This is a genomic window from Williamsia sp. DF01-3 (assembly GCF_023051145.1).
Lineage (GTDB): Bacteria > Actinomycetota > Actinomycetes > Mycobacteriales > Mycobacteriaceae > Williamsia.
The window spans coordinates 444,638-464,513 of sequence record NZ_JALKFS010000005.1; the positions used below are offsets into that span (position 1 = coordinate 444,638).

Annotated in this window: 19 protein-coding genes; 7 read left to right on the top strand and 12 right to left on the bottom strand. The window is 63.6% G+C overall.

Features of this window, described 5'->3' with window-relative positions; translation table 11 throughout:
• The first annotated feature begins 337 nt into the window (after positions 1–337).
• Positions 338–2,041: a bifunctional diguanylate cyclase/phosphodiesterase gene (locus tag MVA47_RS03965; RefSeq protein ID WP_247206757.1), complete on the top strand. Its 1,704-nt coding sequence runs from the start codon at positions 338–340 to the stop codon at positions 2,039–2,041.
• Positions 2,042–2,069: 28 nt separating this feature from the next.
• Here MVA47_RS03965 and MVA47_RS03970 read toward each other — a convergent pair whose 3' ends face one another.
• The 3 genes from MVA47_RS03970 to MVA47_RS03980 all read right to left on the bottom strand — a co-directional run bounded on the left by MVA47_RS03970 (position 2,070) and on the right by MVA47_RS03980 (position 4,291).
• The gene (locus tag MVA47_RS03970) at positions 2,070–3,146 is read right to left on the bottom strand and encodes a diacylglycerol kinase (RefSeq protein WP_247206758.1); all 1,077 of its coding nucleotides are present in this window, start codon (positions 3,144–3,146) and stop codon (positions 2,070–2,072) included.
• A gap of 63 nt (positions 3,147–3,209) precedes the next feature.
• Positions 3,210–3,950 (bottom strand): glucose 1-dehydrogenase, encoded by a 741-nt coding sequence (locus MVA47_RS03975; protein ID WP_062796012.1) that lies wholly within the window; start codon positions 3,948–3,950, stop codon positions 3,210–3,212.
• Positions 3,951–4,051: 101 nt separating this feature from the next.
• The gene (locus MVA47_RS03980) at positions 4,052–4,291 is read right to left on the bottom strand and encodes a hypothetical protein (protein WP_374474470.1); all 240 of its coding nucleotides are present in this window, start codon (positions 4,289–4,291) and stop codon (positions 4,052–4,054) included.
• Between the two features lie 467 nt (positions 4,292–4,758).
• Between MVA47_RS03980 and MVA47_RS03985 the strand changes: the two genes are divergently transcribed.
• A complete protein-coding gene (locus MVA47_RS03985; RefSeq protein ID WP_247206759.1) occupies positions 4,759–5,088 on the top strand; it encodes a hypothetical protein in 330 nt (109 codons plus the stop codon).
• Between the two features lie 5 nt (positions 5,089–5,093).
• Here MVA47_RS03985 and MVA47_RS03990 read toward each other — a convergent pair whose 3' ends face one another.
• Positions 5,094–5,774, bottom strand: coding sequence for an alpha/beta hydrolase (locus MVA47_RS03990; protein WP_247206760.1), 681 nt, complete (start codon positions 5,772–5,774; stop codon positions 5,094–5,096).
• Positions 5,775–5,924: 150 nt separating this feature from the next.
• Here MVA47_RS03990 and MVA47_RS03995 point away from each other — a divergent pair, with 150 nt between their 5' ends.
• Positions 5,925–6,662, top strand: coding sequence for a DJ-1/PfpI family protein (locus MVA47_RS03995; RefSeq protein WP_247206761.1), 738 nt, complete (start codon positions 5,925–5,927; stop codon positions 6,660–6,662).
• A gap of 24 nt (positions 6,663–6,686) precedes the next feature.
• Here MVA47_RS03995 and MVA47_RS04000 read toward each other — a convergent pair whose 3' ends face one another.
• Positions 6,687–8,258, bottom strand: a complete 1,572-nt coding sequence (locus MVA47_RS04000; RefSeq protein WP_247206762.1) for an acyl--CoA ligase family protein — start codon at positions 8,256–8,258, stop codon at positions 6,687–6,689.
• A gap of 163 nt (positions 8,259–8,421) precedes the next feature.
• On the opposite strand from MVA47_RS04000, the gene MVA47_RS04005 reads away from it, so the two are divergent.
• The gene (locus MVA47_RS04005) at positions 8,422–9,768 is read left to right on the top strand and encodes a hypothetical protein (protein WP_247206763.1); all 1,347 of its coding nucleotides are present in this window, start codon (positions 8,422–8,424) and stop codon (positions 9,766–9,768) included.
• On the opposite strand, the gene MVA47_RS04010 is transcribed toward MVA47_RS04005, so the two are convergent.
• The 6 genes from MVA47_RS04010 to MVA47_RS04035 form a co-directional block, all read right to left on the bottom strand.
• Positions 9,757–11,412 carry an MFS transporter gene (locus tag MVA47_RS04010; RefSeq protein ID WP_247206764.1) on the bottom strand — a complete coding sequence of 552 codons (1,656 nt, stop codon included), beginning with the start codon at positions 11,410–11,412 and terminating at the stop codon, positions 9,757–9,759. The genes MVA47_RS04005 and MVA47_RS04010 overlap by 12 nt on opposite strands.
• Before the next feature lie 278 nt (positions 11,413–11,690).
• Complete coding sequence (locus MVA47_RS04015; RefSeq protein WP_247206765.1) at positions 11,691–12,500, bottom strand: UbiA family prenyltransferase; 810 nt, start codon at positions 12,498–12,500, stop codon at positions 11,691–11,693.
• A gap of 113 nt (positions 12,501–12,613) precedes the next feature.
• Positions 12,614–13,789 (bottom strand): alkaline phosphatase family protein, encoded by a 1,176-nt coding sequence (locus MVA47_RS04020; protein ID WP_247206766.1) that lies wholly within the window; start codon positions 13,787–13,789, stop codon positions 12,614–12,616.
• An 11-nt stretch (positions 13,790–13,800) separates the two neighbouring features.
• Complete coding sequence (locus tag MVA47_RS04025; protein WP_247206767.1) at positions 13,801–14,457, bottom strand: hypothetical protein; 657 nt, start codon at positions 14,455–14,457, stop codon at positions 13,801–13,803.
• 50 nt (positions 14,458–14,507) lie between these two features.
• Positions 14,508–15,377 (bottom strand): TIGR03619 family F420-dependent LLM class oxidoreductase, encoded by an 870-nt coding sequence (locus tag MVA47_RS04030; RefSeq protein ID WP_247210571.1) that lies wholly within the window; start codon positions 15,375–15,377, stop codon positions 14,508–14,510.
• Positions 15,378–15,408: 31 nt separating this feature from the next.
• Positions 15,409–15,990, bottom strand: coding sequence for a TetR/AcrR family transcriptional regulator (locus tag MVA47_RS04035; RefSeq protein ID WP_247206768.1), 582 nt, complete (start codon positions 15,988–15,990; stop codon positions 15,409–15,411).
• Between the two features lie 253 nt (positions 15,991–16,243).
• Here MVA47_RS04035 and MVA47_RS04040 point away from each other — a divergent pair, with 253 nt between their 5' ends.
• The 3 genes from MVA47_RS04040 to MVA47_RS04050 all read left to right on the top strand — a co-directional run bounded on the left by MVA47_RS04040 (position 16,244) and on the right by MVA47_RS04050 (position 18,922).
• Positions 16,244–17,767 carry an aldehyde dehydrogenase family protein gene (locus MVA47_RS04040; protein ID WP_247206769.1) on the top strand — a complete coding sequence of 508 codons (1,524 nt, stop codon included), beginning with the start codon at positions 16,244–16,246 and terminating at the stop codon, positions 17,765–17,767.
• A gap of 53 nt (positions 17,768–17,820) precedes the next feature.
• Complete coding sequence (locus MVA47_RS04045) at positions 17,821–18,231, top strand: DUF779 domain-containing protein (RefSeq protein ID WP_247206770.1); 411 nt, start codon at positions 17,821–17,823, stop codon at positions 18,229–18,231.
• Positions 18,232–18,352: 121 nt separating this feature from the next.
• Positions 18,353–18,922, top strand: coding sequence for a YdeI family protein (locus tag MVA47_RS04050; protein ID WP_247206771.1), 570 nt, complete (start codon positions 18,353–18,355; stop codon positions 18,920–18,922).
• Between the two features lie 48 nt (positions 18,923–18,970).
• On the opposite strand, the gene MVA47_RS26940 is transcribed toward MVA47_RS04050, so the two are convergent.
• Entirely contained in the window at positions 18,971–19,771 is an 801-nt protein-coding gene (locus MVA47_RS26940) for a YsnF/AvaK domain-containing protein (RefSeq protein ID WP_247206772.1), read from the bottom strand.
• Between the last annotated feature and the right edge of the window lie 105 nt (positions 19,772–19,876).

A 19,876-nucleotide genomic window follows, 5' to 3' on the forward strand; every position in this document is an offset into this window, starting at 1 on the left:
CTCCCGCGGGTGACATCTCGATCCCTACGGAAACCCCCATCATTCCAAGCCCCATTGTGCGGTGTGCGCCGACGTCTCAACAATCGCGTGCCGGCCTACGGGGCAGCAGCCGGGCATCGCACGATTTCAGTTCTGGACGCGTGGCTATTTACTTGCAAAGACGGCCGACCGGAAATGTTTCGACGGACCTGCAATTCCACTGAATATCACCCGGGTCTTTCTGATCGGTCTCCACACGGCGACAACTCCAAAACAACCTCATCCAGGTTGGTGGATTCTCACAGCACGGTCTCAGGGGTCGCATGCTGTACTTGATCGAGAGGGGGACAGCCGTGCGATGAGCGACAACAACAGAGACGTGATCAGCGGAAAGGCCATCGGGGCCGTTGAGGACGCGTCCGAGCAGCGTGCGTTGCGGGAGCACGAGCACTATCAAACTCTCGTCGAGCACAACCCCCATCCGATTGCCGTCCACTCCGGCGGCGTCATCGTCTATGTCAACCGCGCGGCGATCGTGGAGATCGGCGCCACTTCGCTTGACGACTTGGTCGGCCGGCCGATCACCGACTTCATGCATCCTGACTCGATCCGCGAGATCACCACGAAGTTGGTCTCGCTCACGACGGACGGCGACTTCACCGACGCAGTCGAGGTCCGGATGGTCCGATTCGACGGCTCGGTCATCGACATGGAGATCGTGTCTGTCCGCACCAAGTGGCGAGGTGCGCTTGCCTACCAGGTCATCTTCCGGGACCTGACGGCGACCAAGGCCGCGGAGCAGGCGATCCGTCATCAGGTCGCGCTGGTGGCCACCGTCAGCGACGCCATCATCGCCACCGATTCCGCCGGAACAGTGGTCAGCTGGAATCCTGCCGCACAGTCCATCTACGGCTCCACCGCGGTCGAGGCGATCGGCTGTCCGGTTGCCGAGGTACTGGGGGCGCCGATGAACCTCCGTCGCCGTGTCGGCAAACCCGCCGAAAGCGTTGTGCACTATGCAAAAGATGGCACTCCCAGGATGATGCGTCTGGCTGTCTCCGAGATGGACGGCGGATATGTGGTGGTCTGTTCGGACAACACCGCACAGATCGAAGCCGAGACCAAGTTCACCTCGGTCGTCAATTCACTCCAAGAGGGCGTGCTGCTCATCTCTCAAGACGGACTGATCGAATCCGCCAACCCCGCTGCTCGGCGAATGTTCGAGAGCGAACAGCGCAGGGCCGCAGGCTCCACCGCGGAGCGCATCACCATCGTGGACCTGAATGGCATACCCATTCCGCCGCAGAACTGGCCGTCGCAGATCGTGACTGCCACGCACAAGCCGGTCATCGATGCGATAGTCGGTTTCGACCGCCTCGATGGCAGCAGAGTGTGGCTGTCGTGCAATGGTTTTGTCCTGAGCCCCAACGACCCCGACCACTCGTCGGTGGTGATCTCGTTCACCGACGTCACCGAGAGTCGGGCGCGTGCAGCACGACTCGAGTACGCCGCCGACCACGACATGATGACCGATCTGCCCAACCGTTCCTATGTGCTGCGTCGCCTCACCACAATGTTGGAGAACCGTGCCGCACAACATGATTCGGGCAGCATCGACGTGGTGATGTACATCGACCTCGACAAACTGAAGCACGTCAACGACTCTCACGGACATCGCGCCGGCGACCGCGCCCTCATAGCGGTGAGCCGGAGGCTGCGTGCGGCGTTGCCCGCACCGCATTTCGTGGGGCGTGTCGGCGGCGACGAGTTCGTAGCTGTGCTGATCGGGGCCGACGAAGAGGACATGGAAGACATCTCCGACGACATCCACCTGCTGCTCCTCGATCCGATCGAGATCAACGGGGAGGAGTTCCGGATGCGCACGAGTGTAGGCATCGTCCGGATTCGCGACGGAGAGAAGCGCACCGCCCAGGACATCATCAGCGATGCAGACACGGCCATGTACCAGGCCAAACTCCGCGGTGGCGGCCATACGGTGGAGCACGACAAGGCACACCCGAGTCGGGAATTCACCCCGGCGGCAATCAAATTGGTGCGCTGAGCTCGGTCAGGATCGGGCTTCGCGGGCGTCAGGCGTGGGCGTACAGCCCGCGACCGGTCACCAGCGGCAGATCAAGCGTGGTGTGGATGCCCGGCGCCGCTGCGATGACCTCAGGGATCGCGTTGACGATGCGGCCTGCCGCGGCGACGATCGCGGCATGATTGTGGTCGCCCTTCTCGCTGGTGGGGCAGATGTCGACCGTGTAGCTGGGTTCGCCGGTGATCTCCACGCGGTACGAACCCCCTTCCTGGGCCGGGCGGGCCCAATCGGGCCGAAGGTCGTCGCGTAGTCGGGTGACGTGTTCGACCACGATCGCCGAGTGGCCGTTGACCTTCCCATGGATCTCGAAACGCATGGCCGCGACAGTGCCCTTCTCGATTCGTCCGACAGCGACGTCGAACGAATCCGGCGCGGGTTCGAGCTCGAAGCTCTCGGTGATCTCGTCCACCTCGATGCCGAGGCCGGCAGCGAGCTGACGGATCGTTGTGCCCCAGGTGAACCCGAGGATGCCGGGCTGGAAGAGGATGGGGAGTTCGTCGAGCGGTTTGCCGAAGCCCATCACGTCGAACATCACGATGGCGCCGTCATAGGTGGCGTAGTCGGCGATCTCCATGACGCGGACCTGCTCAATGCGTTGGCACGTCCCGGCCAGCGCGAGCGGGATGAGGTCGTTGGCGAAACCGGGGTCGACTCCGGTGATGAAAATGCTGGCATCACCCTGCTTCGCCGACGCCTCGACCCTGGCAATGTTCTTGTCGGGTAACAGCTGCCATGGGTACTGCAGGATCACGGGAGACGACCCGACGACGTTGACGCCGGCTTCCAGGATCTTCTGGCAGTCCCGGAGTGCATCACCGGTCCGGGTGTCTCCCATCGCGCAGTAGACGACGCAGTCGGGTTCGGTCGCGAGCACCGCGTCGATGTCGCCGACCGCGGTGATCCCGGTGACGACGTCCAGGCCCGCGAGTTCACCCGCGTCGCGGCCGATCTTGGACTCTGTGGAGACGCCGACAGCGGTCAGTTCGTAGTCCGCGCTGGTGATGAGTTGGGTCAAGGCCAAACTCCCCACGTTCCCGGTTCCGATGTGAGCGACGCGAATCGCCATGGGTGTCTCCTCGTGAAATGTTGTGCGAGTTGCGATCAGAGTTCGAGTGCTGCCAGGTGTGCCCTACATGGACTTGTGCGGCACGTCGGTGACCAACCCGCCGTCGACCACGAACTCGGTACCCGTCGCGTACGACGACTCGTCACTTGCCAGGAACAACACAAACGTGGAGACCTCGCTGGAGTTACCCGGGCGGCCAAGGGGGATCGTCACCAAATCGTCAGGGAACTTTTCGGTCATGGGTGTGCGGATCAAACCCGGATGCAGTGAATTGACCCGGATGTTGTGGGGGGCGAGTTCGAGTGCCACCGACTTCGCGAGCCCGCGGACGGCCCATTTCGTGGCGACATACCCGTGGGCCCAGGGTGCTCCGCGAAGTCCTTCGATCGACGACACATTGATGATCGAACCGCCGCCGGCCGCGATCATCGGATCCGTCGAGGCTTGGATTCCGTAGAACGTGCCCGTGAGATTGACGTCGATGATCTTCTGCCACTTGTCGTGCTTGAACGCCTGAATGGAACTGCCATTGGCGATGCCGGCGTTGTTCACCAGAACGTTGAGTTTGCCGAACTCACCGACGGCAATGCCCACAGCCTCTTGCCACTGATCCGCCTGGGCCACGTCGAGGTGCACATAGCGTGCGGCGTCACCGAGCTCGTCGGCAAGCGCTTTGCCCTCGTCGTCCAAGATGTCGCCGATCACGACCTTGGCGCCTTCGGCGACGAGTAACCGCGCATGCGATGCGCCCATTCCTCGCGCACCGCCGCTGATGATTGCCACTTTTCCGTCCACGCGTCCCATGGGGCGTCACGGTACCTGCAAATCCAGACATGTGTCCAGACCCGTGTCGCGCAATTGGTCCAACGCCCACGGACGCTGCAGTCTGGCAACTGGAGAGCGAGTCAGTCGGCCTCGCGCTCACGTCGACGGCGGTCGAGTTCACCCTGACGTCGTTGCTGTTCCGCGCGTTCGCGGCATCGACGCAAGAACTCCGCATCTGCCTCGGGGTCTTGCGGTTCGAATCGTCCCGGTACGTCGTATTCGGGGTAGCCGAGTGCGGAGGCGCGACCTGAACCGCTGACCCGGCCCGAGATGCCGGAGACCGGACGGCCCGCGAGGAACCACACAATAGAGCCGACCAACGGCAGGATGATCACCAGCAGAAGCCACGCCCAGCGGGGAGGCCCCGAATGCCGGCGGCGTCACTGCCGATGATGTCGACCAGCGCGGCGATCATGACAACGAGCACGATCAGACTCAAATACGGCACGCGAACCCCCGGGATCGGCAATGAGCAAACTTTGCGACCCTCATTGATATCTCGTGACGGCAGGTGTGCGCGTCCCCGGAACGAATGAGTCCGTGCGGTTCGTCGGGGGAGCCGAATACGCCGCTCGGCGGCGGAGTGTCACCCTCACATTCAGCTGGGTGCGATGCGCGTTGTACCGATTTAATTACTGACGCTACAAAAATCTATTGTGTTTTGATGCGCTCTTTGTTCCACGATAAATTCATTCATCCCGGACTATCTTTTTCTCAGAAAGAATCCGAAATCGAGATCAATGGGGTGGGTTGGATGAGGAGCATCCTTGGTTCATTGGCGTGTGTAATGGCCTTGGCGGGAGGGTGGGCTGCCGCGGCGCCCGCTACTGCGGCACCGGGGTACACGGACGTGGCGCTGTCCTGGGGCACCGGTTTCGGCTGTCCTGTGAACGTGACGAACACCGGGACCGCGGCGGCCGACAACGTCTTTGTCGTACCGACGACGCCGGCGCCAGTCGCTCCTCGGTGGGTGGGAACGATCGCGCCAGGTGAGACCAAGACGTTGAACTACGGCGATTGCTACTTCTATGACCTCTCGTGGCCGCAGCGAATCTTCGCAGCGACCACTTCATGGGACGTCAACTGGGACAACAACAATTTCACATTGGTTGACTGACGACCTCAGGGAGTGACGCCGCAGGCGGCCGCGACACGGGATGCCACGTCAGTGGTGACTGTTGCGGTGTCGGGCGCATCCGAGGGCACGTAGTGGTCGGAGGCGACGTCGTAGGCCGCTCCGGCGATCGAACCGTGATCGGCGTCGAGTTCGACGAGTTCGACCGGCCAGTCGCTGCGCTGAAGGGTGGCGGCGAAACCTTGACTGGAGCTGATCGGTACGACGTCGTCGGATCGGCCGTGCAGCAACGTGAACGGCGGTCGCTGACCGGTCGACGTCAGTTCCTCGGGGAGCTTCTCACCGGTGAGCGGATTGGTCGCCGTGAAGGCTCCGGCGAGGCACACGGCGTGATGGATACGGACTCCGAGTGCGTCGGCGTCGATGGTGAGTCCGGCCGCTGCGAGGCCACCGAGTGACCACCCGACGATGACAAATCCGCTCGAAGATTCGGTCCGGTCCATTGCGACCTGCGCTGATCGGAGCAGATCTGCTCGACCGCCATCGGCGGAGTGCGAATCCCAGTCCGGAGCAATCACGTTCACCCCGTGTGCGGCGATGCGTTCTGCGAGCGGGCGAACAGCTGCACGTGCATCGGTCTGCATCCCGTGCCAGAGCAACACGGTGGGATGTGCTGGGTCGCCGAAGAGGTCTGCCTGTCGTCCGGGTGCGTAATCGATGGTCTCCATACCCTGAGTTTGCCTGAGATCAAGCGATGGCGAGATTGGTCGAGAGCGATACGCACGAACCGATGGCCGGGATGAGTGAGGGCTCGTCCTGTCGACCCGGAACCGCGACGGACGGCATTGCCGATTTTTATCGATGAGAGAGGAGTTCACATGACACAGATTGCGCTGGTTGTGTACCCGGGTTTCACAGCGCTCGATGTCGTAGGGCCGTACGAGGTGTTTCGCATGTTGCCCGATGCAGACGTCCGCTTCGTCTGGCACGAGACTGGTCCCGTTGTGGCCGATTCGGGGGTGTTGATCCTTGGTGCAACCCACACACTGGACGAAACGCCGTCGCCCGATGTGGTCCTCGTTCCTGGGGGCAACGCCTCGGTGATGAATCAGGCCCGGGACGCGCAGTTACTGCAGTGGCTGAGATCCGTCCACACCTCGAGCACCTGGACCACCTCAGTGTGTGCCGGATCAGTGGTGCTCGCTGCTGCCGGCGTGCTCGACGGTCAGCGGGCAACGTCACATTGGCAGACCTTGAGTGCCCTGAAGTTGTTCGGTGTCACGCCGGTGGGGGACCAGCGAATCGTGCACGAGGGAAAGATCGCGACCAGCGCAGGGGTGTCGGCCGGTATCGACCTGGCCCTGTGGCTGGCTGCTCAGATCGCCGATGACAAGCGAGCCAGAGCGATCCAGCTGGCCATCGAGTACGACCCGCAACCACCCTTCAATTCGGGGCACCAGAGCAAAGCCGATATGGGAACCAAGGCGCTCGCGACAGCAATACTCGCCAAAGAGAGTCTCAACAAGGCTCAGATCTCCGCCGCGTCGAAACTGCTGTGGGAGCAGGTGATCTCCGCGGCGCGGGTCAAGATGAGCAGGCATCAGAACCGGCAGTGAGAGATTCGACGGCGGTGCCTGATTTCACCCTCCATGGCCCGACCGCAGCACGTTCTTCTGGATCTTCCCAGTCGAGGTCTTCGGCAGGTTGCTGAACACGATCTCTTTGGGGACCTTGAACCGGGCGAGTCTGGTTCGGGCGAACTCGATCAGGTCGGCTGCAGTGAGGTCGTGGCCTGACCGGACGGTGACATAGGCGACCGGCACCTCACCCCAGCGTTCGTCGGGACGGCCGACGACAGCCGACTCCACAACATCTGGATGCGCGTCGAGGACACGTTCGACCTCGACCGAGGCGATGTTCTCGCCGCCGGAGATGATGACGTCCTTGCTGCGGTCTTTGAGTTCCACGTAACCGTCGGGATGCATCACTGCCAGGTCGCCGGTGCGCAGCCACCCGTCCATGGTCGCGGCCCGGGTGGCGTCGGGATCGCGGTAGTAGCCCAGCATCACGTTGTTGCCGCTGACCACCAGCTCCCCGAGCGTCACGGCGTCGGCCGGCACGTCGTCGCCGTCGGGTGAAACGACCCGCACTGGCCCGGCGGTGATGTTCCCGATGCCCTGACGCGCCTTCTTCTCGGCCACGTCATCGGGGGTGGCTGCGTCCCACTCGGGTTGCCATTGATTGACAACGATGGGGCCGAAGGTCTCGGTCATCCCGTACAGGTGGGTCACTTCGACGTTGAGTGCGGCCATCCGGGCGCACAGGGCGGGCGACGGCGGAGCACCGCCGGTGGACACCTGGATCGGGGCGTCGAGCGGTGAGGCAGAACGATCCTCGGCGATCATCGTCAACACTGTCGGCGCAGCGCAGAAGTGGGTGATGCCGGTGTCGCGGACCAGGCGCCAGATCTCGGCCGTGTCGATCGCCCGCAAACAGACATGAGTTCCGCCTGCCGCGGTGACGGCCCAGGTGAAACACCAACCGTCGCAATGGAACATCGGGAGGGTCCACAGGTAGTTCGAGCCCGGGTCGAGACGCGACTGGTAGGCCATCGAAACGGCCTGCAGGTATGCGCCCCGGTGGTGGTACATAACGCCTTTGGGCCGCCCGGTTGTCCCAGAGGTGTAGTTGATGGCCAACAGACCACGTTCGCTGGGTTGGCGCTGTACCGCGCCGGGAGACTGAGAGAGCAACTGTTCGTACTCGTCGTCGGGTCCTCCTGCCACGATCAGCCGAATACCCACTGCAGTGGCGACTTTCGCAGCAACGTCGGCGAACTCGGCTGTTGCCACAAGGACCCTCGCTCCACTGTGGTCGAGGATGTACTCGATCTCGGGCGCAGAGAGGCGAATGTTGAGGGGCACCAGAACCGAACCGTGCAGAGGGATGGCACTGTGCAGTTCGAGCATCACGTGGCTGTTGGCACACAGAGCCGCCACCCTGTCGCCCTCACCGATCCCCAGGTCTTCGAGCACGCCGGTGAGGGCAAGCGCGCGTCGGTGGTAGTCGGCGTAAGTGAAAGTGAGATCGCCGTCGACGATGGCGGTTCGGTGCGCGAAGGCCTGCGCCGCACGCGTCAGAAATGCCGCCGGGGTCAGTGGGGCGAAGGTGAAGTCGCCCGGATCGGGGTCGGCTGCTCGTGCTGCTGGCATCGTCATAGCTCCCTCGTACAAATCGCGATCCTGCAATCGTATGCTCCGCGTCTGGTTGCATTCACCCCAAAGGGATGATGCACGTCCGCGTGGCAGGACGAAGAGTTACAAGGGCAGCAGGTCGTCTGCGGTCGGACGCCTTTCTCGACGATGTGGGGCAAACATGATGGCTACCAGGGCCGATCAACCTCTCGATCGTGCCGAGCGAGCCGAGCTCGATCGTTTGCGCCGACAGGTTGCAGAGAGCCGGCGCGACCAACTCGACGGAGGTGCCGGCTCCGGTATCCCCACCGATCGCCGGGCACTGCGATGGACGGCAACCATTCTGCTCCTCATCATCGTTGCCGCACTGGCAATCTCGGGAGTGCTTGCCCGCTTCGCGCGCAGCGAGGTGTTGGATACCGATCGATACGTCGAGACCGTGTCCCCGCTGGCCCGTAACACCGCACTCCAGAACGAACTCTCAACCCAGATCACCGCAGTCATCATGGAGCGAGCAAAGATCGCAGAGGTGACGCGAGAGGCGCTGTCCGCGCTCACACAGAATGCGCCCAACGTGCCCCCGACGGTCGTCGGGCTGGCCCCGGTGCTGACCGAACAGGCGAAATCGTTCATCGACCAAACCGTGAGATCACTCTTGGGCTCCGAAGAGTTCGAGGAGCTTTGGGTAGAGGCCAACAAACAGGCGCACGAGGCCCTGGTGAAACTTCTGACCGGTGAGGCGCGGGCGGCAATCGTCGTGGACGACTCGGGCACCGTGAGCATCGCACTCGAGCCGATAGTCGCGAAAGTTCGCGACCGGCTCAAGGATCGTGGGTTTGCCTTCGCGGACAACATCCCGGACATCGACACAACGTTTGTGATTTTCCGGTCGCCGGACCTGGTCAAGGCGCAGAACGCAGTCTCCGCGCTCGACAGGGCGTCCGCGATCCTTCCCTGGCTGACCTTGCTTGTGGCAGTGGCCGCGGTCTGGGCTGCGCCCAGGGGATCTCGGCGACGTGCGATGTCATTGGTCGGTGTCTCGATCGCGCTGGCCATGGTGGTCCTGGCCATCGGGCTGAGCATCGGCCGGTCGGTGTACCTCGACGCGGTTCCGGCCGACGTGCTGTCGCGCGGGTCGGCGGAGGCCCTCATCGATGCGGTGTTGGTACCTCTGCGCTCCATGCTTCGTGCCCTCGCCGTCGTTGCTGTAGTGGTGGCGCTGGCCGGGTATCTGAGCGGGTCCTCACGTTCTGCAGGCGCTGTTCGCGGTGCATATTCGAATGCGGTGGAATCCCTGCGCGGCAGGGGTACGCGTGCGCCCCATCCCGTCGAGACGTTCGCCGCGAGGTATCGGATACCGTTGCGTCTCAGCATCATTGCCGTCGCGATTGCCGTCCTGGTGTTCTGGGACTACCCCTCCGGGCTCGTGGTCACGGCCACCGTTCTCGTGACGGTGATCGCCATGGTGGTCGTGGAACTCGTTGCCCGGCCAGCAGTTGTGCAGAACGCACCTGAGTCAGGCAGTTGAATCCGTCCCTGACGCTTTACCGGACGTCGGTGCACCTACGGGTACGCGAGGTAGGCCGCCGGTGAAGAACAAAGCGACGATCGCCAGTAATGCCGCCAATCCGAAAGCGACGCGCAACGCTTTGAGCCGAGACTCCGAGTTCAGTGACACAACGGATTCTGCCTGGGTCTCAGGGACGGAGGCGTCTTCCAAAGCGTCTTCGAGTTGTGTGTCCGAGATGAACGGAACACCGGCGACGAGCTCAGACGTGGCCCGTTCTTTGACGGCTGTCGGTACACCCGGATTGTCTTCGATCCCTGTGATGACCGAGGTGGTCAAGGTTGCGATCAACACGGATCCGATCAACGCGGTCCCCAGTGATGCCCCGAGATTCGTGGCGGTGTTCTGTAACCCACCCACTTCGGCGCTCTGGGAATCGGGGACCGCCGACACCGTCACCGCGCCCAGTTGCGAAGCCAAAGCGCCCAATCCCAGCCCCATCAGCAGCATGGGAACAGCGACGATTCCCGCGTTGGCGGCGGGATCGAGGCCGCCGACCAGGATGAGGATTCCGATGATCATCGAGCCCAGGCCGAGACGGACCACGCGGCGGGGATCGGCTTGCGGCCGAAACTTGGGTATTCCGGCCGCGGCCAGCAGTAGCGCTATCGACAACGGGATCAGCCGGATGCCGGTGTCGAGTGCGTTGAGCTCGAGCACGACGGAAAGGAAGAGCGGAACCGCGAAGAAGACACCTGCCTGCACTGTGAACTGAGCGAAGAACATCGTCAGCCCGCCTGCGAGTTGCCGATTACGCAGAAGTTGAGGGTCGATCAGCGGCTCGCCACCAGTGGCAGCGAGATGACTTTGCCATCGGAGAAAGACGTACAAGACCCCGAGTCCGGCGACCAGGAGCCAGATCACCGGCGACAGTCCCAGGATCTGTGTGGCACCGGGTTTGGCGATGATCCATCCCCATTGGCTTGAACGCAGCACCCCGAACACGATCATGCCGAGACTCGTCACCGACAGGGCTGAGCCGACGAGGTCGAGGCGGACCTTCGCAGGCGGTGTCTCTTTTATGCGCCCCAGCACGAGCAGGATCACAACTACCAGGACAACCTCGCCGGCGAAGACGTAACGCCAGGATGCAAAGGTGGTCACTGCGCCGCCGATCAGTGGACCCGCTGCGACGGCCATCGCACCCGAGGCCGCGACCAGACCGTATGCCGCAGCACGTTTGGCAGCAACGAAGTTGGCGGCAACCAGAGCGACGATCGCCGGCATTATCAGGGCGGCGCCGACCCCCTCCAGCAACGACCAGCCGATGAGCAGGACAGGCAGATTCGGAGCCAATGCGGTGGTCAGCGAACCCGCTCCGTAGATCATCAAGCCGATCGCAAAAGCCTTTCGACGACCGATGATTGTTCCGATCTTGCCGCCGGAGATCATCAGCGTCGCCATCACCAACGTGTACAGGGTGATCGCGGTCTGAATGCCGGTGATCGTGGTGTCCAGATCGTTCGCGACCGTTGACATGGACACGTTCATCACCGAACTGTCCAGCGTCATGAGGAACTGTCCGGCCGCCAGAACCGTGAGTACCAGTCCTGAGCCACCCGCCACCTCGGAGTGGTGTCCATCTGGCCGAGCGGACACAGACATCGTCACTCCCTTCCACTCGCCGGAGCCTGCCTGGCGCCTCTGGTGCCGATGTGCCACTGTGGCACGCGTCCGAAGCTGTCGAGTCACCCGAATCGGGTGATCCTCCGGCTGCCTCGCAACGTGCCATTCCACCGGCAACGTGGGTTTCAGTGAGTCGACGGGGTTGGTGCCGGCTCGCCAAGACGAATCGTCCGACCCAACGACCCGTCAGTTTTTGGACGTTCGAAACACACTGAGCTGCAACAGATGAATCCACTCTGAGGCCCTGTCCGTTCCGGTCACCGCGCGATCAGCACAAGCATGGTGACATCGACCGCGGCGATGACGATCGCACCATAGAACGGGGTCCGGCCAGGAGCGCGCATCGTCGCCAATGCGATGACAACCACCGCGCCGAGTCCCGCCCACAGCCACGGCATATGGGCGTTGGCGATCACTGCGATTGCCGTGGCGCCCACGAGCAGTCCTGCTGCGACATAGGGGATTCTTCGAGCGCCCAACAGATGCGGCAATCCTTCGATGCCGGTGGCGGCATCGTCTCCGAGGTCGGGCACCACGTTGAGCAGGTGTGCGCCCACCCCGAGCAGTCCACTGACCGCGACCATCCACAGCGGCGGCAGATGACTCGGCTCGGCGGTCAGCATCACAACCACAGGTAGCGAACCGAACGCGACGAAGTAGGGAACCCAGGAGAACACCGTCGATTTGAGAACTGCGTTGTAGGCCAGCGCAGAACCGACGCCCAGAACCAGGTGGACCAGTCCCGGTGCCACTCCGCACGCCAGCGATGCGACCACACACACCACGGCAGCGATGACAACCGAAACGGTCACCGTCCTGGAGCTGAGGTGGCCGGCGGCCAGCGGTTTGTCGGTCCGGCCGACCTGCCGGTCCCGGTCCCGGTCGATGAGATCGTTTGTCCAGCCGACGATCAGCTGACCGCTGAAGACGGCGACCATCAACACGAAGACCAACCGGGCCTCGACGTCGGCGGCGAAGGCGACAGCCGCGGTCAGCGCGGTGACAGCGAGGGCCGGGATCACGTGGGCCGCGCCCACCAACGCAACTGCCGGCCGGAGCGTCAGCACGCTACGTCGATCACCATGGGGCCGGTGGCGGCACGTCGAGTGGTCCGTATTGCCTTCACCGAACCAACGGTACGGCGAACTCGTTCCGAACAGCCTGCTCGAACACAAACAGGTCAGCGGGTGCCCCGCAGAACGATGGCCGGGACCAACTGCTCTGCCGAGTCCCAGGCTCCGTGCTGCCCGACGAGCTGGGACTCGAGTGGTTCGACGACGGAGCGCACCATCGCGGTCGCTCCGCGGGCCGCCGCGATCACATCACCGATCCTGACCTTGTGCCGCTCGGTCACTGCCGACCCGAACCAGCCGGCATCGATGGCCTCTTCCCGGGTGACCACGGTCGCGCGGTCGCCCAGCGTCTCCTGCCAGACGCTCCGTACATCGGACGCTGCTGCCGGTTCGGTGTAGATGTGCCGTACCCGTGCCTCACCGGCGACCGCAGTGGTACCGATCGTCAGCTCGTGGTGGGTGTCGATGTCGAATCGGCCGGTCGAGGTATCGACCATCCCGTGGTCACCTGTCACGACGATCTGCATGCCCGCTGGTAGTTCATCGGCAAGTGCGCCGACCATCTCGTCGATGAGGCGCAACTGTTCGCGCCAGGACTCCGATCCCGGCCCCTCGAGGTGCCCGGCGAGGTCGAGGCCCCCGTAATAGGCATATGCCAGGGTCGGTTCGCGCCCGGTCATCTCGGCGAGGATCGCCACGCGCAGTTCATCGAGCTTCTCGGCGGCGATCACCTGTCCGGCCCCGCGGAAGGCTGCGCGCGAGAGACCCGATCCGATGTGGTGTCCCGGGACGATCTGACGGGTGACAAATCCTTGTGCGCGGCAGCGCTCGAAAATCGTTGTCCCCGATTGGATGTCCTCGGGTACCGCCACATGCATCAGGTCGTGGTCGTGATCTCCGTGCACGCACCATCGCAGTGTGTTCAGGATCGGCGACTGGGGGACCAGCCCATCGGCACCGGCCCTGAACGTGTAGCCGACCATCCCGTGTTGTCCCACCGTGCGCCCGGTACTCAAGCTGGTCAGGCTCACCGACGTGGTGGCCGGGAAGCCGGCGGCGACCACCGTCGAATGGTCCAGACTCGCGGCATTGAGATTCGGGGCATCAGTCGGATGGGCGGCCACCAGTTCCGCACCCAGACCGTCGATGAGTAGGACTGTTGCCGAGTGGGCCGGGACAAGGTGCAGCCGGTTGTCGAAGTCGGCCGCACCGAGCGATGCGGCGACCGACTCGAGCACCGACGACAACGGTGGCAGGGTGCTGTGGGGATCCAATTCGCTCATCGGCTACGACGCTAACCTGCGACCGCCTGTCCCGCAGGCGCTTTCTTGCGGGGGAGACTCAGGAGGGAGGCAGCCAGGAAGCAGAGGGCGCCGGTGAAGGTGCCGCCCTGATCGAGGAGCGGGGCGATCGGGGAGCCAGCGCTGTCGACGTAGGCACCGGCCGCAGAGAAGCCGAAGGCAACGGAGCCGACCGTGTTGAGGACGGTCGCGGGCCATGCGGGCGCATCGGGCTCGTCACGTCGTCGATACAGGTCGGTGGCGAAGACGGCGAGCGCAGAACTCACCAGAAACGCGATGGACCCGTAGACGTCGGGGCGCCAGCTGTATCGATCCTGATCCACTATCGAGTGCACGATGAGCGCGGCACCGGTGCTGATGTTGAAGGCGATGGTGCCGAAGAACTGGATGAGACCCGACAGCCATTCGGAAACGTGGACTTCTCGTCCCACCTTGAGTGATCCCGTGATGGCGGAGGCGGCCCCGAGGTGCCCGGACAGCCGGAACTGAAGCAATGCCGCGGCAGTGAAGAACCACGAGCCGCCGAAGAAGGCGATGTTGGAGGCGGTGGAACCGGCAGCGCCTGCGAATCCAGGCGCCGAACCCACGGCGAAGGCCGCCGATCCGATGGCAAAGCCCCAGCACTCAGTGCGTACGGGGTGCCGGATCACCCCCGCAGGTTAGCGCGCGGCTTGCCCGACAGATCCGAAACCACAGGGCATCAGGTGCAGCGGAGCGGATCGAGGACGTCGGTGCGGAACCGCGCCATGTCCTCGATCTTCTGCTCGGTGGTGGCGTCGGGCCCGCTGTAGAACATCCAGGGCATCGTCAGCACGTGGGTGATGCCTGTGTGCGCTGCCTGGCGATAGTCATCTGGAGTGATCGCATCGATCAGCGGGGCGATGATGGTGAACGCCGTCTCCGCCCGGCCCACGTCGCTACGCAGGGAATGCAACCGCTCGGCCACGTCGGCCGCTCCGGCAGTGGTGATGAGATCGCCGACCCATCCGTCGTAGCGCGCCGCACGTTTGAGGGCACGGTCGGTGAGGCCGCCGACGAAGACCGGGATGTGCGGTGGAGTCGGTGACATCTCGACCGGCGGGGTCGGGTAGTCGTCGCCGTCGAATGTGGTCCACCCAGGAGTCCACAGGTCTCGCATCAGGCTGATCATCTCGTCGGTTCTCTTACCCCGGCCGGCGAATCGCGCACCGAGCAAGTCGAATTCGTCCTTGCTCCATCCCACTCCGATCCCGAGTTCTAGGCGCCCGCCGCTGAGTGTCGACGCTGTCCCGATGGCCTTGGCGGCTGTGAACGGGTCGCGCAGTGCTGGGATGTACACGGTCGTGACAAAGCGGAGCGTGCTGGTGCACTGCGCGAGACCGCCGATGAGCACCCACGGATCGGGCCAATCGGTGAACGGCTCCCAGCGGGTCTTGCCATCACGCGTGTACGGGTAAGGGGTTGTCAGTTCGGCGAAGTCCACGACGTGGTCAGGGATGCCGAGGCCGTCGAACCCCAACCGGTCGGCTGCCTTCGCGATCGCGAAGGTCTCGGCGATCGGGAGGTAAGCGGTGCTGATGTAGAAGTTCAGGTCGGCGCCGTCGATGTGCGGCGCGGCGCGCTCAGCCATTGTCGGCACCGGACAGAACGAACTCCGAAGCCCGGATCAGCCGCTGCGCCATCGTCTCGTAGGAGATGTAGCCCATACCCGAATGCATCATCGCGCCCGCCACGGCGATGTTCAGCGCGTCGAGTCTGGCAGGCGTGTACATGTCGTCCAGAGCGTGGGCGAGTCGCTCGGCGATCAATTCTCCTGCGCTGGTTCGCAATCGGCTCACATCGGGGTCGTCGCTGAGCATGGCGGCCATCGCCGCGACGCTCAACGCGGGCTCGTCGGACAGAAAGGTCGCGAGGCCGGTGAAGGTTCGCTCGAGCCGTGTCGTCGCCCCTGCCCCGACGAGTGGCTCGGCGCACCACTGCTGGAGTCTGCGGTGGAACGCCTCCGACACCAGATGCGGTTTGGAGGCGAAATAGCCGTAGGCGGTCGCGTGGGTGACACCGGCCCGGCGGCATACGTCTCGCATCGCGAGGTGGTCGTAGCCGACCTCCTGGAGCGCCTCGACGGCGGCGTTCACGAGCCGGTCGGCGGTCTCACTTGGTCTGCCGGCCAGTGATCGGCGTCCCGACCTGGATTGTTCGAGCATCGTGCTCCTCGAGGATGGGTGAAATCAGCTTGTGGAGAGGGTCCGGATCGCGACGGCGACCGTCTTGCGTACCTTACACGTGTAAATACACCTGTAAAGCAAGACGCTGAAGATTGATCCTCGCTGGTGAGAGGGCTGATTTCTCGTTGCAACTCGGATGCAACGGCACCGGTCATAGTGTGTGCCTTACGTCACACGTGGCCGCCCTGCGGGGGCGGGTCACCAGGGCCACCACAGGTAACAGAGGAGCATCATGACCGTTTACGCCAATCCCGGAACATCCGACGCAGTGATGAGTTTTGAGTCGCGCTACGAGAACTGGATCGGTGGCCAATGGACAGCACCGGTCAAGGGCCAGTACTTCGAGAACCCGTCGCCCGTCAACGGCAAGACGTTCTGCGAGGTCGCCCGATCCACGTCCGAGGACATCGATCTGGCCCTCGACGCAGCCCACAAGGCCGCCCCGATGTGGGGTCGTACCTCGGTCGCCGAGCGGTCACTGACGCTGCTGCGGATCGCAGACCGGATGGAGGAGAACCTCGAGAAGCTGGCCGTCGCCGAGTCGTGGGACAACGGCAAGGCCGTTCGCGAAACCTTGGCCGCTGACATCCCGCTGGCGATCGACCACATCCGCTATTTCGCTGGAGCACTTCGCGCCCAGCAGGGATCGATCTCCGAGATCGACGAAGACACGGTGGCCTACCACTTCCACGAGCCCCTCGGCGTTGTCGGCCAGATCATCCCGTGGAACTTCCCGATCCTGATGGCCGTCTGGAAGCTCGCTCCTGCGCTGGCCGCCGGAAATGCGGTGGTGCTCAAGCCCGCCGAGCAGACACCGGCATCGATCCTCTACTTGATGAGCTTGATCGCCGACCTGCTCCCGGCCGGCGTGCTGAACATCGTCAACGGATTCGGTGTCGAAGCGGGCAAGCCGTTGGCCTCGAGCAACCGGATCCGCAAGATCGCGTTCACCGGCGAGACCACCACGGGCCGGCTGATCATGCAGTACGCGTCGGAGAACATCATCCCGGTGACCCTCGAACTCGGCGGCAAGAGCCCGAACATCTTCTTCGCCGACGTCATGGCGCAGGACGACGGCTTCCGGAACCGCGCTCTCGAAGGCTTCACGATGTTCGCCCTGAACCAGGGTGAGGTGTGCACGTGCCCGAGCCGTGCGCTGATCCAGGACTCGATCTACGACGACTTCATCGATCTCGCGGTGGAGCGCACGAAGAAGATCAAGCAGGGCAACCCGCTCGACACCGACAGCATGATGGGCGCCCAGGCGTCCAACGACCAGTTCGAGAAGATCACCTCATACCTGTCGATCGGTAAAGAGGAGGGGGCCAAGGTTCTCACCGGCGGCGAGCCGCTCGAATTGGACGGCGATCTTGCCGGCGGTTACTACATCAAGCCCACGATCTTCGCCGGCACGAACCGGATGCGCATCTTCCAGGAGGAGATCTTCGGACCGGTCCTGGCCGTCACCAAGTTCTCCGACTATGCCGACGCCATGCAGATCGCGAACGACACCCTGTACGGACTCGGTGCCGGGGTGTGGACCCGCGACGGTGCCACCGCCTACCGCGCAGGCCGTGAGATCCAGGCCGGCCGGGTGTGGACCAACACCTACCACGACTACCCGGCTCACGCCGCCTTCGGCGGCTACAAGCAGTCCGGCATCGGTCGCGAGAACCATCTGATGATGCTCGAGCACTACCAGCAGACCAAGAACCTGCTGGTGGGTTACGCTCAAGAGGCCAAGGGCTTCTTCTGATCGAAGCTTTTCCTCAAGCGTGACAAGAGATTTCATCAGGAAGTGAGTGTGTGATGACTGCACCGGAACGGGTCGTCGCAACTGACTCCGCCGTGGAGCTCCTGACCAAGCTGTCGGAGCTCCACGGCGGCCTCATGATCCACCAGTCCGGTGGATGCTGCGACGGATCGGCCCCGATGTGTTACCCCGCCGGAGAATTCCGCGTCGGGAGCCGTGACGTGCTGGTGGGAACGCTCGACCTGCCCGAACCCCTACCCGCGGTGCGGGTATGGATCAACGGCGATCAGTTCGAACTGTGGAAGCACACTCAGCTGATCCTCGATGTCGTCCCCGGGCGTGGTGCCGGGTTCAGCCTCGAGGCGCCCGAGGGTGTCCGGTTCCTCTCGCGTTCACGAGCATTCACTGTTGACGAGAACTCCGATCTCGACGCCGCTCCACCCCTGCGCGGCGCAGAGGTCGGCTGACCCGACCAGGGTCACCCACCCGCTCCGGACATCTCCAACGGCCGCCACTGACGGAGATGACCGGGGCGGGTGTCTCGCCGTTCCGGCGGGCCGCAGATGGCACCGGCGCTACGCTACCGACATGGCCGACATCCAGGCACCCCAATTGCATCCCGCGGATCTGACCGAATGGGGCAGGTGGCTGGTAGACAACCACGCCACGTCTTCGGGCGTATGGCTCGTGTTCTGGCGCAAGGGATCCGGGCACGAACCACTGGACTACGACGAAGCCGTGCGCGAAGCACTCTGTTGGGGATGGATCGACGGCCATACCCGGGCGATCGACGACCACCGCCGTGGCATGTGGTTCACGCGCCGGGGCCGCGACAGTGCGTGGGCGGCGTCGAACAAGGCGCGGGTTGCCGACCTGATCGCGCAGGGTCGGATGCGACCTGCGGGGCAAGCGGTCATCGACGACGCCAAAAGCCGCGGCCTGTGGAATTTGCTCGACGATGCCGAGGCGTTGGTCGAATCACCCGAATTGGCAACAGCTCTCGATGCCGATCCCATTGCGCGCCAGAACTGGGATGCGTTTCCGCCGAGTGCTCGTAAGTTCGGGCTCTCGCAGATCGCCTTTGCCAAGCGCCCGGAGACCAAGTCCAAGCGCATCGCCGCGATCGTCCAGAAAGCCGCTCGGAACGAACGGCCGTGACAAGGCTACGCCGCCATTCCATTGAGAATGGCGGCGTGAGCCGGACTGCTAGTGCTTCTTGCCGTCTTCGTCGATTTCGACGCGCTCTTTGCGAACCTCGTCCGTGACCGTCGCCTCGTCGGACACCGTCTCGGTGTTCAGCCGGACACGTTCGACAGCTTCGACGTCCTTCTCCACCACAGGCACCTCGCTGTGAAGGACGACCTCGTGCTCTTCTTCGCTGATGGCAGGGCCGTCATGGGCGGCACCGCGGTTGGCGTCGGTGATCGGCTCGCGCTCGATGCGCACCTCTTCGTGACTGACCGGCACCGTCTTGGTGACGTTCTCGGTGACGACGTACTTGCGCAGTCGCGCACGGCCGGTCTCCTGCTGGGTGGTCCCGACCCGCACCTTCTCCTCGGAGACGGTCATCGCATCGTCCGTGGTGGGACCCGAAGTATCATGTCCGACAACTCCTTTGCCGGAATCACCCGTACCGGTTGTGTCGGCTGCGGTACCGACGTGGCCCGCATCGACGCCGCCGCCAGTTCCTGCGAGACCGTAGTACTCGTAGAGCCGGTCCTCTTCGGCCGGCGACAGGCTCCCGTCAGGATCGACCCGCGGCGCGTCCTTGATCTTGTCTTTGTCGTAGTTGATGGCGATGTCGTTGCCCTGCACGGTCGCATCGGCGAGAGGTGCGAACGACTCGGATGTGCCGAACAGGCCCGTCTTGACGGTCACCCACGTGGGGTCGTCGGTCTGGTTGTCGAGGTAGATCTGACCGATGCTGCCGATCTTGCCGCCGCTTGCGGACACGACGTTTCCGCCGCCGCTGGAAAGTTTGCTCACTTGGTTGCTGGAAATGGTCACGGTGTCTCCTAGTAGTGCTCGGAATGAACGGCGATTTGCAGTCGCAAATGCTGCTCTACCGAACGTATGCCCGTGATCATCAACACCAAAACATCTGAGATTAAA

What these genes read in the sequence shown, in the direction of transcription:
- MVA47_RS03965 (WP_247206757.1), top strand. Translation starts at nt 338, where the DNA reads ATGAGCGACAACAACAGAGACGTGATCAGCGGAAAGGCCATCGGGGCC.
- MVA47_RS04035 (WP_247206768.1), bottom strand. Translation starts at nt 15,990, where the DNA reads ATGCTCGAACAATCCAGGTCGGGACGCCGATCACTGGCCGGCAGACCA.
- MVA47_RS04040 (WP_247206769.1), top strand. Translation starts at nt 16,244, where the DNA reads ATGACCGTTTACGCCAATCCCGGAACATCCGACGCAGTGATGAGTTTT.
- MVA47_RS04005 (WP_247206763.1), top strand. Translation starts at nt 8,422, where the DNA reads ATGATGGCTACCAGGGCCGATCAACCTCTCGATCGTGCCGAGCGAGCC.
- MVA47_RS04050 (WP_247206771.1), top strand. Translation starts at nt 18,353, where the DNA reads ATGGCCGACATCCAGGCACCCCAATTGCATCCCGCGGATCTGACCGAA.
- MVA47_RS04000 (WP_247206762.1), bottom strand. Translation starts at nt 8,258, where the DNA reads ATGCCAGCAGCACGAGCAGCCGACCCCGATCCGGGCGACTTCACCTTC.
- MVA47_RS03990 (WP_247206760.1), bottom strand. Translation starts at nt 5,774, where the DNA reads ATGGAGACCATCGATTACGCACCCGGACGACAGGCAGACCTCTTCGGC.
- MVA47_RS03985 (WP_247206759.1), top strand. Translation starts at nt 4,759, where the DNA reads ATGGCCTTGGCGGGAGGGTGGGCTGCCGCGGCGCCCGCTACTGCGGCA.
- MVA47_RS03970 (WP_247206758.1), bottom strand. Translation starts at nt 3,146, where the DNA reads ATGGCGATTCGCGTCGCTCACATCGGAACCGGGAACGTGGGGAGTTTG.
- MVA47_RS04020 (WP_247206766.1), bottom strand. Translation starts at nt 13,789, where the DNA reads ATGAGCGAATTGGATCCCCACAGCACCCTGCCACCGTTGTCGTCGGTG.
- MVA47_RS03995 (WP_247206761.1), top strand. Translation starts at nt 5,925, where the DNA reads ATGACACAGATTGCGCTGGTTGTGTACCCGGGTTTCACAGCGCTCGAT.
- MVA47_RS03975 (WP_062796012.1), bottom strand. Translation starts at nt 3,950, where the DNA reads ATGGGACGCGTGGACGGAAAAGTGGCAATCATCAGCGGCGGTGCGCGA.
- MVA47_RS04045 (WP_247206770.1), top strand. Translation starts at nt 17,821, where the DNA reads ATGACTGCACCGGAACGGGTCGTCGCAACTGACTCCGCCGTGGAGCTC.
- MVA47_RS04010 (WP_247206764.1), bottom strand. Translation starts at nt 11,412, where the DNA reads ATGTCTGTGTCCGCTCGGCCAGATGGACACCACTCCGAGGTGGCGGGT.